This is a genomic window from Streptomyces sp. NPDC020422, assembly GCF_044386705.1.
Taxonomy (GTDB): domain Bacteria; phylum Actinomycetota; class Actinomycetes; order Streptomycetales; family Streptomycetaceae; genus Streptomyces.
In genome coordinates this window covers 81,379-94,815 of sequence record NZ_JBIRVJ010000016.1, presented here as the reverse complement: position 1 = coordinate 94,815, position 13,437 = coordinate 81,379, and the positions used below count along the sequence as shown (strand labels likewise).

The 13,437-nt window shown below is 66.3% G+C and carries 10 protein-coding genes; 1 reads left to right on the top strand and 9 read right to left on the bottom strand.

Translation table 11 applies throughout. The features are described from left to right. Positions 1-5 precede the first annotated feature (5 nt). The 8 genes from ACH414_RS33020 to ACH414_RS32985 all read right to left on the bottom strand — a co-directional run bounded on the left by ACH414_RS33020 (position 6) and on the right by ACH414_RS32985 (position 9,364). Positions 6-2,375: a hypothetical protein gene (locus tag ACH414_RS33020; protein ID WP_391098141.1), complete on the bottom strand. Its 2,370-nt coding sequence runs from the start codon at positions 2,373-2,375 to the stop codon at positions 6-8. A 169-nt stretch (positions 2,376-2,544) separates the two neighbouring features. Beyond that, on the bottom strand, positions 2,545-2,994 hold the full coding sequence (locus tag ACH414_RS33015; protein ID WP_382548725.1) for a hypothetical protein: 450 nt from the start codon (positions 2,992-2,994) through the stop codon (positions 2,545-2,547). Between the two features lie 55 nt (positions 2,995-3,049). Beyond that, positions 3,050-3,790, bottom strand: coding sequence for a hypothetical protein (locus tag ACH414_RS33010; protein WP_382548723.1), 741 nt, complete (start codon positions 3,788-3,790; stop codon positions 3,050-3,052). A gap of 438 nt (positions 3,791-4,228) precedes the next feature. Beyond that, entirely contained in the window at positions 4,229-5,431 is a 1,203-nt protein-coding gene (locus ACH414_RS33005) for a hypothetical protein (protein WP_152369428.1), read from the bottom strand. After that, positions 5,428-5,967, bottom strand: a complete 540-nt coding sequence (locus tag ACH414_RS33000; protein WP_167309075.1) for a DUF4365 domain-containing protein — start codon at positions 5,965-5,967, stop codon at positions 5,428-5,430. The genes ACH414_RS33005 and ACH414_RS33000 overlap by 4 nt, the downstream gene beginning before the upstream one ends. A gap of 570 nt (positions 5,968-6,537) precedes the next feature. After that, entirely contained in the window at positions 6,538-7,158 is a 621-nt protein-coding gene (locus tag ACH414_RS32995) for a hypothetical protein (RefSeq protein ID WP_152369426.1), read from the bottom strand. A 388-nt stretch (positions 7,159-7,546) separates the two neighbouring features. Beyond that, entirely contained in the window at positions 7,547-8,683 is a 1,137-nt protein-coding gene (locus ACH414_RS32990) for a hypothetical protein (RefSeq protein WP_382548717.1), read from the bottom strand. Positions 8,684-9,214: 531 nt separating this feature from the next. Next, complete coding sequence (locus ACH414_RS32985) at positions 9,215-9,364, bottom strand: hypothetical protein (protein ID WP_382548715.1); 150 nt, start codon at positions 9,362-9,364, stop codon at positions 9,215-9,217. A 1,255-nt stretch (positions 9,365-10,619) separates the two neighbouring features. Here ACH414_RS32985 and ACH414_RS32980 point away from each other — a divergent pair. After that, positions 10,620-11,852, top strand: a complete 1,233-nt coding sequence (locus tag ACH414_RS32980) for a DUF4041 domain-containing protein (RefSeq protein WP_398944687.1) — start codon at positions 10,620-10,622, stop codon at positions 11,850-11,852. Between the two features lie 119 nt (positions 11,853-11,971). Here the strand turns inward: ACH414_RS32980 and ACH414_RS32975 are convergent, their stop codons facing one another. Continuing rightward, positions 11,972-13,426, bottom strand: coding sequence for a DUF2971 domain-containing protein (locus tag ACH414_RS32975; protein WP_391115719.1), 1,455 nt, complete (start codon positions 13,424-13,426; stop codon positions 11,972-11,974). Positions 13,427-13,437 lie beyond the last annotated feature (11 nt).

The following is a 13,437-nucleotide window of genomic DNA, read 5'->3' as shown; positions in this document are numbered from 1 at the left end:
GAGCGCTATGGCAGGCCAGAGTTTGTTCTTCCTGGTCCGTGTGAGGTGAGGTGTAGGCGGTGCAGGTCTTCGTGAAGCCAGGCGTAGGCATAGCCGATCGCGGGAGCGTCGTCGAAGATTTCGGGTTCGCTGATGACCGGTGTACTCGGGCGCGCCCATGGGGACCTTGCCGGCTCGTTTCCGGGTGAGAGAGGCGGGGCTGGAGCGTAGAGGTCATCCTCTGACGGCACGAGGTGGACGCTGACCGAGCTGCCCGTCGAGGGGCGGAGGGAAAGTCGCATGAGGGGCGGTTCATAGGAGTCACTGTCCTGGGGCGGGGCTACGTACAGGTCGGCGACCAATGTGGCGGGGCAGGCGCTGGCCAGGCCGAGAACCTGCTTGAGGTGGGGGAACCAGGTGTCGACGAGCGCGGTGTAGATCTCCATGGCGGCGGAGAGGACCTGCTCGGTACGCAGCCTGAGCTGTGAGGGACTGTATGTGTCCCAGACCCAGTGCACGTGGGGACCGTCTTCCTGGTCGGGCGCAGCGTAGGGGTAGTGAAGCATGCCGCTGTCGTCAGCCCATCGACCACCGCCGAGTTGCTCGTCAATCCGAAGCAACTCCACCTGCCGTCCGCTGAATTGGTGACCGTAGCTTGACCGGACAGGCAGCCTTCCCGCGGAGTAGAGACTTTGACGCAAGGCCTGATGTGCTTCGTCTGCCTGCAATGGTGCATAGCGCCGGCTTGCACGTCTCAGCAGGCCTGTGCTTGCCAGCCACAACCGCTCTTTCGTGTAGGCGTCGCAGTCAGCCAGGTCAAAATCTCTGCGCTCACACAGCATGTGCAGGCGCGAGGCAACTGTGCCCAGGGTTTCCTGCCAGGGCCAGGCGGCGTAATCTGCCGCAACTGGCCGGGCCGATGCTGCCAGGGGGCGCATTCCATGCGGCTCCGCCCAGCGATGGGAGACGGGGATAGCGAGTTCCGGAGTGTGGTCGGCGTGTCTCCGCAGGATGTGCAGTCCCAGTTTGTTGCCCTTCAGCCGGGCATCGACCGTGACGGGGCCAGACCATCTTGTGTAGAAGAAGATCAGGTCGCCTGCCGGGCCGAGCCCTTGCTGCCAGGCCTCAAGGGTCGCCTGCAGGCGCTGGCTGACCAGGCTGGCAGCCATATCCGGCCACGGACCTTCGCTCTCAGGTACAGCGCGGGGGACGGCCTCGTGGACGACCCATGCCGCGATGCCCGGCTGGGCGCGCAGCAGAGGTTCGATCACCGTTCGTGCCGCCTCCCAGCCTGCCGAGGCGACTGCCATGGCCAACCCGTAGCGCCAGCGGTCCAGCAGTTCCACGTTCTGCGTCACGTCGGCCGGTACTCCGCCGGCCAGCAGAGCCTGACCAGTGAAGTACTGCTCGAGCACGGGCAGAGCGAACGCCAGGTGTCGCTCGCCGACACGTACCACTAGCCGGGTACCCAGCAGCGCGTGCACGTCGCCAGGACTGCCCACATCAGCGGCTGCTGCCAGACCACCAGTGCTTGCACACTCCGTGGCCAGCTTCTGAAGCAACCGTTCGGCGCGTTCCTCCTTGGCCTCCTCCGCATCGCGCAGGGCCCGGGTCACCAGCGCCTGCAGGAAGGCCATCGGGCTGTGTGGCAGAGGACTCCGATCGCGCTGCAGCCCGGCTGCAATGATGGCGAACAACGGACGGCGCAGCACATGGCGCACCATGCTCGGCTGACTGCCCACGGCAGATCCGTTCCCGCCGAGCCGGTCGATCAGCAGGGCCGTCTCATCCTCACCCAAATCCGGCATGATCCGGCGAACAGAGTCGTTCAGCTCCAGGCCAGGGCGGACCGTGAACAGGATGTGCCAACGCTGCCCGGCCGTCGAAGCGGTCCAGCTGAGACCCTGATCCAACAGTTCCTTGCCGCGGATCGGGCCGGGCTCATCCAGTCCGTCCACCACTAGAGCAATCCCACGTGCTGCAGGATCACCGAAGGGACGTGCTGCCCGGATGGCTGCGTCGACCACACCACCCTGAATGTGCTTGGCGTGGAGGTGAACAGGAATGGGGGCCCGCGCATCTGTGCGGGCTGCGGTGATGTCCTGCTGGTGCTTCCGCTCCGCTGCCAGCGACTTACCCGCCCCAAAGCTACCCTCCAGGACCACTACACGGCCTTCGGGCGAGGTGACCATCGCAGAGGGAAGGGATCCCAGATGCGCAGTATCGGCGAACGTACACGCCACATCGAGCGGAACACCGACCGCATGCCAGCGCTGCACCATGCGGGCCCGGCCCGCGGCAGCCAGGTCATCCAGCGTTCTCGGCCCCCCGTATCCCGGAACCATGAGCACCGTGTTGTAGTGCCCATTCAGGATGAAGCCGGCATCCCCGCCCACCGCGACGGCCCCGTCCCCCGACGCCGACACCCCACGTGATTCAGCTGAACCTTCCTGGGAGCCACGGGACCACCTGTTCTCCCGCCCGATGCCGAAACGGCTCCGCCAGGACTTCACGTGCTGATCCCGTCCCCCATGCTCACCCCACCGATCGAGCTCCGGCTGTCTCTCACGTGTTGTTGTCGCCTGTCACAGCCTCACCGATCGAATCACCCGCCGCGACCGACTTCGATCCTGACGCCTCCACCGCTCCACCCAGCGCTGAACCACCCAGCGCTGAACCACCCAGCGCTGAACCACCCGGCGCGACGGCCGGGGCCGGCCCCGATACCTGATTACCATCGCCCGTTACGGCCCTGCCGATGCTACGACCGGCCGCAACCGCCCCCGGGCCCGACGCCGTAGTGTGATTCTGCTGCTGACCGGACTGAAGCAAGAGCGCCCGCACGGTCAGGACGACCATGATGATCGCGGCGGTATCAGCGACGAAGCCCGCCACCGTCCCTGCCGTCCCGAGATCATTCAGCCACAGCAGCAGCGTCAAGCCCACAACGATCAGACCAGCAGTCGTCGCCACCGTCCACAACACACCCCTGCGCCAACCCGTCAGCATCACCACTCCTGCTCATCTCTACTTCCAGACAACCTAGTTGCGAATCCTGGATTCGTCCGCATCATGTGTCGGCAGGAGGCTCACGACGTTCCACGCCCAGCGCGCCACGGAACCAGAAGTCCAGACTGGCAGCACCAGGCACCGTGTGCGTGAACGAAAGCCACAGCTGGGCCCCGCCGCAGTGCAAGCCATAAACCTCGGCATCAAAGGCGTCACGCGCGACCAACGCCACCACACCGACCGCGTCCCCGGCACCTGCGTCGTTCATCGCCGTGGTCCTGGAGTGCGACTGCAGGGCATCGACAAGTGACGGACTGCAGATGCCGGAGCCATCGAACTCCCCGAACCCGGCATGCAGCATCAGCCGTACCTGCGGCAGCAGGTAGCCCTCCTTGCGTGAGGCTCGCTGCCAGTCTGTCGCCATCAGCTGATCCAGCTCGCGCAGCAGGAGCGCGCCGAGCACGCGTACATCCTCGGCGCCCGTGAACAACAGCAGAGTGTCGCCGTTGTCGAGCTCCTGGCCGTAGGCGGCCACCCCCTCGGCACCTACCTGGCGCAGGGCGTGTTCGACATAAGCGCGCACCAGGCGTGGGCCGGGATGCAATGAGATGCCCTGGCCCACCCAGTTCACGATGCCCGCAAGTACGGGAACGAATACCTTCTCCCTGTTCGCTACCGAAGGTTGATCCACCACTGCCACCTCGCCCACCCCAGGTACCGAGTCCTTGGTGTTGCTGAAGATCATGTAGCAGTTGATGACATTCACATCGCCAGCTATGACGACGTTCCCGTCGCCGGTCACGGCTGTCGCGATACTGCCGGCGGCCGCGACGGACCTTTCACCGGCAGCCGTTGTTGAGGAGCGTTTCTGCGGGCCGAGAGACGACTTCGCCACGGGACCTCTGTTTCCGCTTCCATCTCCATGCCCAGCGACCGGGACGAAGCCTCATCGGGTCAAGACGTGATCAGCATAGGTCCAGCCTCGGACATCACCCGGGGCGTCGTAGAGGTACCGCCGAAGGGCGATCCAGAGGGTGAAGCCGCTACTGGTGTACGTCGGCCGCACCCCATGAAGCGTCTGCTCGCAGCCGTCGAGCGGGACGCCAACTTGACCTGGGGAGCGCCCCTCGTACAAGACGGTTGCGAGTATTGAGACCAGCGAGGCTGCCTTGCGTTCTCGGGTGCCTACCAGCTGCCTCCTGCAATGGCGGCGGTAGTCCCTTGGACGTGCCTATACGCCTTAAGGTCGACGGGGGAGCGAGGGAGTCTGGTCCCGGACCAGAGAGCCCTGGATCGTTCTCCCGTTCCCACGCATGGCGACTTCCCCTCTGGCGGTGACCCTCCGTCCGTCTCGACGCGCGCGGAGCGCGTAGTCATGCTCGTCATGGTTGACCGCCATGGTGTAGTCGTTCTCCCCGACACGGAGCACGATGAAGCAGGGGTTCTGCCCTCGGGCTGCATTGCGGTCATCTACACCGATGGCGACGATCTCGCCGGTGAGTTCTTGTTCCTGCGGCTGGCGGGTGATGGCGGAGGGAGACCGCAGAGCAGCCCTCTCCGGCTCCGGCAGATCATCCTCGATGCCGTGCGGCATGGTCGGCTGCTGGGTACGTCTGTGCAACGTACGTACGGCGGAGGCGTCGAAGGATAGGGGACTGTTTCGCATGTTCTCCATGGTGGGAGGATTCGCAGCCCACTGGAACGACAGTTCAAGCGACAGGTCTCCGGCTCGGGCAAGCGGACGCAGGGACTTTGCAACGGCGGTCTCGAACGGAGGCATGCCCTCACGTTCATCGGCGCCGGTACGGACCCAGCGATGGACACGGTCGAGCGCGGCGGCGAGGTTCATCATGACCTGCCGTCCGAATGGCGGCCGGGTTCCCTGCCATGGCCCGGTACGAGACATCACCGGGAAGACGAAGCTGCCCTGCCGGGTGTGGCCGAGCCGCACCCCGTCGCGCAGATAGGCCGCCACGCCGGCACTACGGCGGCTGCCCCATCCGGTCCTTTCGGGATTGTCCGTGTAGAGAGCCGCCAGCCTCAGCATTTCCGAGCCCACAGCGAGGACGCTCGCAGCCTCGGCAAGCGGCACGGACTCACCAGGCCCGGCAGGATTTATGCGGAACAACAGAGTGTCCCAGTCCACGGAACTGATTCGCTGCAGAAGCTGTGATGCGTCATCACCGAAGTAGTCGGCCAGTCCCGCGAGCAGCTCGGCCAGCCTACGGTCGTAGTCACGCATCCCTTCGTTCAGCGGCAGCAGGTAGGCCCCATCCTCCGATTCACCGGCTCCCGCCTGGGGGGAAAGCCAGTACTCCGCTAGTCCCTCACGTTCGTCGGCCAGCACCCAGCCAGCCTCATGAAGGAAGTCCGAGAGCATCGCGACGGAGACAGACGGAACCAGGGGCCGGAAGGCCCCAGAGTCCAGCTTTTCCAGTTTCACCGCCCACCTCCGTTGCCCAGGCGCTTGATCAGGTCTCTGACGTACTCCGGAGTGAACTCGTTCTCCCGCGGGAGAATCACTCTGCCGAACTTCCTCCCAGGCTCAAGCGCAGGCCAGTCCTCCGGGTCGGACCACAGCATGAAACCATCCAGGGCCCAGAAGGTCCCGTCGTTCCTGACCTGCGGAACCTCTACTCCTTCTGGGAGGATCATCGCTACCAGCCGCACCGGGACATAGCCCGGGGCTCGTAGCTTCAGGTACTGGTCGGCCGGCAGGTTCATCGAGTAGTCGCCATTGGCGAGCGGCCTTGCCGTATGGACGCTGCTTGTGCACTTCAGCTGGACATCGAACCGGGGGCCGCGCCGAGAGTGTGGACCCGAACCCAGCACTGTCGTGTCGAGACAGTCGTAGTCGAGCTGCGGATCCTGCAGCTGACAGCCTGCACTGTTGGCCACAAGCCCCAGGACGTGATAGCTCGCGCGTTCCTTGTGCGCGCTCGCGGGGATACCCGCTCGGCGAAACCCCGCCTCGTCCACCCGCCGATCACGCTCCCGCCCCAAGGGCCACCACCCGCACCGCTCGACCCTCGCCACACTCTATGCCTCACTCACCGTCCCCGAGTACGAAAGACCGCCGCGAACGCTGCGGGCGGATCCTAGCCCTGCAACGCCAGGCCGGGCAGCAAACTATGGACGCCCCGGGCAGGGGGCGATCTACGTCCGCGATGCCAGGTCCGCTAATCGATTGACGCTTCTCACGCAGCCCACCCTCTGAAGCCCATCAGTCTCAGCCAAGACCACAGCGCCGCTGGCCGTACCCTGCTGCGATTCAGTTACCGCAACCTCGAGCCCCGACCGGGCAAACACCTGCTCAACCTGTACGCCAGCTGAACGAGTCAGTCAGTGGCACCCTCCCGGCCAGCGCGGCCAGAGTCTGCCACCGGGCACCCGCACTTCCGAGAGCTGTCAGCCTCACGCAGGCGCAGGCGCGAGGTAGGGGCCAGGCAGGCGATCTCGAGCTCCCCCTGGCCGCCGACGTACAGTGCTCCCGACCGGGTGACAGATCCTGCATCGGCTCAGGCACCGTGCTGCCTCTACGGTCGCATGTCAGTCGCGCTGCTCGCTGCGGTACTCGCGCTCGGTATCCCAGACCACGACGTGAACGTCCCGGGGTTCGGCGGTGGTCAGAGCCCAGTGCGCCTCACGCCCGCGGACCGGACGAAGCACCCGAGCGGTGACGCTCACCCTGGTGCGGTCGATGACACCATGGGCAGCGTGGTCGAAGGCCTCGATCGTCACGCTCGCCTCCGGTGGAGCTCCCAGATCATGGTTGACGGTCCACTCGGCAACTTTCATCGGAGCGGCCCACTGAACGAGAGCTGACTGTCCGGGACGCAGGATGTGCATCCGGTGCAAATAGTCCTCTCCGAAGCCGGAGCCTGCAGCACTTCGCGGAGGGACAGACAGCCGCTCACCGGGCAGCAGGTGAGAATCACCTTCGATGAACTCGCCGTCTCCCATGATCCGGACACGAGCTGTCGAGGCACCCTCGTTCGTGAGAACACTACGGACGACGAACCACATCAGGTGTTCCGCACTCTCGGGGAAGATCAGCTCTTCCCGGCCCAGCTGCTCGGCACCATGCACGACGCCCGAGGAAAACAGACGATCTCCACGGGACGCGTGCCGGCTGATGAGCGGAGGCCACTGGGGCTCCTCGGACAGCACCGTGATCCTTGGCGCGAACGTGTCAGCACGTGTCCGAGCCGTTTCAGTGACGGCAGCCCGAGCAGCATCCGCAGCTTCCACAGCAGCGGCACTCGCCCTTTGACTGCTCCGGTTCTGCTCCCGTAGCAAGCGCAACTGGCGCAGTCCGAAAGCGACCATGACCAGGGCAGCGATGCCTGCCATAAGTGACGCGTAGGCGGCTATGTCTTCAGAACTCACATTGGAACGATGGCACACCTGGGCCTGTGAGGCTGTAGAGGGTTGATGCCGACCTGTCCCGCTGCGTGCCAGGGAACGGTACCTCCTGCACCCCGTTGAAGACTCAGCCGCAACGGCTTCGCTTCGGCTTGGCATCCGGCGCTTGGTGTTCTTGCAGTGAGCGAGGCCCCTATGCTTCGCCGGCCGAGGCGGCGATACAGCTCGCGAGCACCCGACGGCCAAGGCCTGGAATGTCGTTCAAGGCAGGATCCAGAGCCGTGACATCGTCCTGGAAAGTACTGAGGCGCCGTGGCGAAATGCAGACGTTCAGGAGAAGGCCGGTGAAGTCCTTCCAGGCCCGTTCCGTGGGGCAGCGGCTGATGTCCTCGGCCCGTCGCAGGTACTCATCTGTGCGCCGGTTCGCCGCCCGAACTGCCTCAACGTGCCGTACAGCCGGATCTTCGACCCCTGCTCTTCGCGCCAGCGCCAGCGCCAGCGCGGGGGAGGCTTCCACGAGTAGGGCCAGCGCATCGCGGATCCCGCAGAGCTGCGCGTACTCGACCTCTTCCACCCTTTGGATCCGGTCCTGAAGCGAGGGCCAGCGAGCACGGCGGGACCACGGGTTCGCGCCGTGACCTTCAGCCCCTCGCAGAGAGCTGCTCAGTTGGGCGAAGACCTGGTCCCCGTACTCGTCAGTTAGCTCGGGCAGCGACTGGTTCACTGCCTCCACAACGGCGTCGGCGCCGAAGACCTCGAAGCCGAGCACCGTTGCCACGGCGATGGTCGCGAGGCCATCGGCGTCGGCGAGGCTGTCGGGCACCGTCATACCCGGCGGTCGCCCCTTTTGTTTCGCCTGGCGGTACAGCTTGGGGAAGTACCGGTGAGCCGCCTCCAGAGCGGCATCCATGGCCTTGTCGGGGCAGCCGCCTGCGGATCTGGCGGCCATCTCGATGGCGGCAAAGGGATGGGAGCGATCCCGCGCCATGTACCAGGCCAGAGCGCGTCGAACCGCACGTTCGGGTAGCGGTACCGTCGCGGCCGCGAGGACTTGATCGAGCCGAGCGCCCGTGGTGAACACCTCGAGTACGGCCTGCTCCAGGGGCCGTTTCTTCGCGGTGGCCAGCGCCAGGGCTTGAGCAACAGCGAAAGTCTCCGGTAGGAGCCCCGAGCTCGACCCAGCCCCACGCCCCAGGCCTTCCCGCTTCTTCCAGGGCAGCGCACCGAACTCGCGCCATCGACGAATCTTCGCCCAGCTCACTGACAGCCCGTGCGCCGCAAGCTGCTCACACAATCGCTGCTCGGCTTCGCTGGGCTCTTTCCACACCACGAGGCGAGTCTAGTTAGAACCCCGCGATTCACACAGGGCCTCACTCTGGGACGGGTTGGCCTACTGAGCCATACGCCTGTCGCGCATCGTGCGCACGGCAGCCAGCTCAGAGGAGAGACGAAATGACGAGACGTTTTCGCAAAGGACCCCGACGCCTGCTTCGGGCCGCAGGGTTCGCCATGATTCGAGGCGCTGCGTACGCAGCCGGCAGCGCCGCGGTGACTGGGGGCATCTGGTGGTTTCAGTTGCGGTAGTTCACGCCCCCTGTGCAACCAGTTGGGGAAGCGTGGTCAGGCGCGGTGTCGGCTGTTGGAACGGGTGGTGATCGAGATGCTGCGGCGGCCTGGGCGGGGTGCGGCTCTGAACAGCCGGCGAACTCGACCACGACGCCGTAGCCCTCGTCGGACTGGCCCGCAACGAAGGGCAGCGGAGCCTCGCCGGGTCGATGTGCGGACAGAGATCACAAGGTGCCAGACTCCGTCAGCGAGGCCCCGGCGAGGAGGTGCCGGATGGCGATGACCTGCGACTGGATCAGCTGGCGGCAGCAGCCTGGTAGAGACCCCGGCCGGCGCGGGCGGCCCGCGAGGTGGCCACGAGGCGGTTGAGCGTGCTGCGGACGGAGTTCACGGCGCCCGTCGAGGAATCATGGCCGAGTGCCTGGGCGACGTCCCGCGCGCGCATCGCAGTCTCCGGTGAACGGGCGAGAATGCCGATCACCTGCTCGGTGAAGCCGGCAGGGTCCTTCGCGGCAGGAGCGGCGTTCCGCGACGCGGTCGCGACGCGAGGCTTCTTCGCAGGGGAACCGTTCCTTCCGCCCGTTGGCCTTGGCCGGCGTCGTCTTACGCTCGCCGGCCGCGCGTGTGGTGGCGGCCTTGCGGGGCGCGGGAACCGGACCCGCTTCCTGTATAGGCGCCGCCTCGACCGCCGTCTCGTCCTTTGCCACAGCCGGTTCAGGCGCGGCCTGCACCGCCCGAGGGGCAGGGGTCTCGGCCAGGGCCAGCAAGGCCGTCAGTGCCTTACGGACCGACAGGACGCGCTCCGAGACCGCGGCCAGCTCCTTCTCGAGTTCCTGCTGAAGCTGCTCCAGGCGAGGAAGCTCTTCCTGGAGTGCCGCGGTCGTGGCGTCGATGCTTTGGACGGGCGTAAGGGAAGCAGACACGAACAACTCCTCGGAAGTGGGGGACCGGAGGCATAGAAACCGGCCATCTGATGTGCAAGGTAAGGTGACTTGGGCACACACGAGTGGTATGTGCGATATCCCCCCGCGTGGCCGAGACACACTGACTGGCCCTGGGCGGAATGCCGGCCCTCTCGGCAGGCACGGTCCCACCCGGGACACAGGGCCGCGCAGAACGGCTGCTCAGTGCGGCAGCGTCACGCCATCCCGTCCGCGGGAGCCTGACAAACGTCGCCCAAACCGGCGGCAACACGCGCCGAGTATGGCTCTTTCGAAGCCGGAGCGCGACGACGCCCCTCCCGCGGCCTTCGGTGGCAGCCAGGGTGCCTTTTGCGCCGATCCTCGTGATCGGCCTTCCTCCCGGCAGCCTGCACGGCATGATCGCGCGGGAAATCGAGGGCGGGGCACCGGGCGGTGCCGGGGGAGGGGAGTGGACGGGTGAGTGTGGACAGGTTCCGATTCAATCCGCCGCCGAACTGGCCCCTGGTCCAGGGCTGGGTCCCTCCGGCGGGCTGGCAGCCCGACCCGTCCTGGCCGCCGCCCCCTCCCGGCTGGCAGATGTGGCTGCCCGACCCACCCCAAGACGCGCAGCCGGCGGCCGCTGTGCCTCAGCAGTACACGCCGGCGCCCGGCGTTCCCGCCGGGCGCAAGAAAGGCTTGTTCGGCCGTTGGCGGCGTGACGAGGCGAGCGAGCTGGAGGAACTCAGGCAGTGGATCGCGCATACCCAAGGCGCCGACGCTGCCCAGGTCGCCGGCCTCATGCAGCGGACACGCCAGGAGGCAGCCGCGCTACATGCGCAGGCACAGGCCGAGGCCGAATCCGTCGTGGCACAGGCCCGCCAGACTGCCAAGGACATCAAGGCCGACGCCAAGCAGGCCGCGAAGGAAACCGAACGGATCCGCAAGGAAGCCGACCAATACCGCGCAGAGATCTATCAGGCCGAGAGCCGCCTGACCGAGCTGCGCGCGCAGATCGTCACCACCGACGAGACCGTCCTGCTGCAACAGGCCGGCATCTACGCCTACCACCACCAGCTCCACGACGCGGTCGCCTACCGCAGCCGCCTGGACTCCCTCAAGGCCGAGATCAAGAACCTCGCCCGCAACAACCAGGCGGTTCTTGCCGCCACGGACTGGACCGTCAACGGCTCCGCCCGCGAGGGCCGAAAGATGATCCGCGACTTCTCCAAACTGATGCTCCGCGCCTACAACGCCGAGGCCGACTACGCCGTCCGCACCATGCGCCCCCACCGCCTGACCTCACTCGTCGACCGTCTCTACAAGAGCCGTGAGACCATCGCCAAGCTCGGCGCCACCATGCACATCCGCATCTCCGACGCCTACCACGACGCCCGGGTACGCGAACTGCAGCTGACCGCTGACTTCCTGCAGAAGAAGGACGAGGAGAAGGAAGCACAGCGCGAGGCACGGGCCCGTGAGCGCGAGGAGGCGGCCGCCCAGCGAGAGCTGGACCGCGAACGGGAGAAGCTGCACAAGGAACTCAACCACTACGAAGCCGCCATCGAGCGCCTGCGCGCCCAGGGCGACCACGACGCCGTGCGTGACATGGAGGCCAAACTCGCCGAGATCCAGCAGGCGCTGCAGGACGTCGACGCACGCGCCGCGAACGTCCGCACCGGCTACGTCTACGTCGTCTCCAACATCGGCGCCTTCGGGGACAGCATCGTCAAGATCGGCATGACCCGGCGCCTCGAACCCCTCGACCGCGTCTACGAGCTCAGCGGAGCCGCGGTCCCCTTCCGCTTCGACGTCCACGCCCTGATCTTCAGCAAGGACGCCGTCGGCCTCGAAACCCGCCTCCACCAGGAGTTCGCCGACCGCCGCGTCAACCGCGTCAACAGCAGGAAAGAGTTCTTCTACGTCACCCCCACCGAGGTACGCACTGCACTGGAACGCTTCGCGGGCGAGCACCTGGTGGAGTTCACCGAGACCCCGCAAGCCCTCGAATGGCGTGCCAGCAAGACAGGCTGACCCGGACGGGACGCGTCATGGCCGAGACAGCACCCGAGATCACGACGGTGATCCACGGGCCGTCCCCACGGCAGCCACGTGACGTCGGTCTTCCCAGATGCCGTCCTGGGAGGCACGCCTCAATGCGCGTCCTCGCCAGGTCCTTGCACTGTGTTGCCGTCCCGGGCCTGGTCGAACAGAGGGCGGGCGTCGCGTGTAGCAGCGCTCAGCGCACCCAGGAGAGCCTCCACCACGGCAGAGGCACCGGAGGCGTCCACCTCTTTCCGGTCGCACCAGACTTCGTAGGGGCGATCGTCCTCGAGGGTGACCAGGCCGTAGAGGCGCAGGCGCTCACCGTCGAGGACCTGGACGGCTGCCGACGCGGTCAAGATGGGCCGGTGCAGCGAAGGGGGCTTTACCCCGCAGTGGAAGCCGCGCTGGTAGTGGATGGTCTCTCCCGGTACACCGGGCTGGCGCGCTCGCTCGTCCTCGGGGATGGCTGCGACGCCCGGCGAGACGGGGCCGGCCTGCGTTCCGGGCCACAGTCCCAGCTCGGCTTCCAGCGCCGAGAGGCCTTCCTGGAGCTGCTCCAGCGGCGCGCGGGCGAGTACCACGGCATCTCGGTGTTGTGCCGCAGCTTCACTCTCTGCTTTTTGCAGGGCGAGGAAGCGCTCGGCCAGTGAGCCCTCTCGCCGGCCGGGAGGCATCTGGCCATGGCTCGGCCGGGAGGCGGGAGGGAAACCCTCGAAGGGGGCGAGGAAGAGTCTGCGGTGGTGGTAGCGCAGTTGCCGCACTTCAGCCCTCGGGTAGTTCTCAAGAGCCGCTTTGAGGGCCGGCATGTCTTCCTCGGAGAACCGGGGGCCCAGGATGACGCCGGTGACGGCATCGCGGATGTCGACGAAGTCGTAATCGCCGGACTGGTTGAGCAGGATGAGGCGGTACTCGGCTTCGTAGGACCAGGCGCTGTGCTTGCGGAAGTACAGCGGGCCCTTGTTGGCCTCGGCGTAGGCCAGCGCCACGGCGTCCGCACCGAACTCTGAGACCTGTCTGCGGTCGATGCTGCTGGTGGTGGAGGGCCCGGTTTGGCCGTTCAAGTACTGGACCGGGGCGTGGAAGGCGAGGGCTGCCGGACCTGCGTGGCGCAGAAAGGACTCGACGAGCTTGCCGTGGTCCAGTCTGAGGCAGACGCCCTTGTATCCGTCGCCGTAGTGTGACCACAGCGCGAGAAGGGCCCACCCGCGGCGTGCGTCAGGGTTGCCGATGTCTGCAGAGGTGGTGAAGTCCCTTGTCAGGCATCCGACTTTGGCGTTCAGACGGAGGTGCCGATCGAGTTCTTCCCACAGGGCGGAGCTTGCGCTGAAGTCATCCCCACCAGGGCCGCTGAGCGTCGGATGCAGCGGCTCCGTTTCCCACAGATCGTTGGTCCTGGGATAGGGCGAAAGGCGCAGCTTGCCGCCGGCCAGAATGATAGATGCAGCATGCGCGTTCGTGTAGTGGAAGAGGCTCTCGGTGGGGCTCCAAGGAGCCGTTGCCATCTCCAGTTCATCAAGGGACTCGAATGGAAACGTCGTGGCCAGGGGATGGTCCGCAGACATGACGGCTCCTT

Bases quoted from the DNA above. Each gene is read 5' to 3' on its own strand.
- ACH414_RS32985 (WP_382548715.1), bottom strand. From the start codon at position 9,364: ATGCGCGCGCGGGACGTCGCCCAGGCACTCGGCCATGATTCCTCGACG.
- ACH414_RS32980 (WP_398944687.1), top strand. From the start codon at position 10,620: ATGCAGCGGACACGCCAGGAGGCAGCCGCGCTACATGCGCAGGCACAG.
- ACH414_RS32975 (WP_391115719.1), bottom strand. From the start codon at position 13,426: ATGTCTGCGGACCATCCCCTGGCCACGACGTTTCCATTCGAGTCCCTT.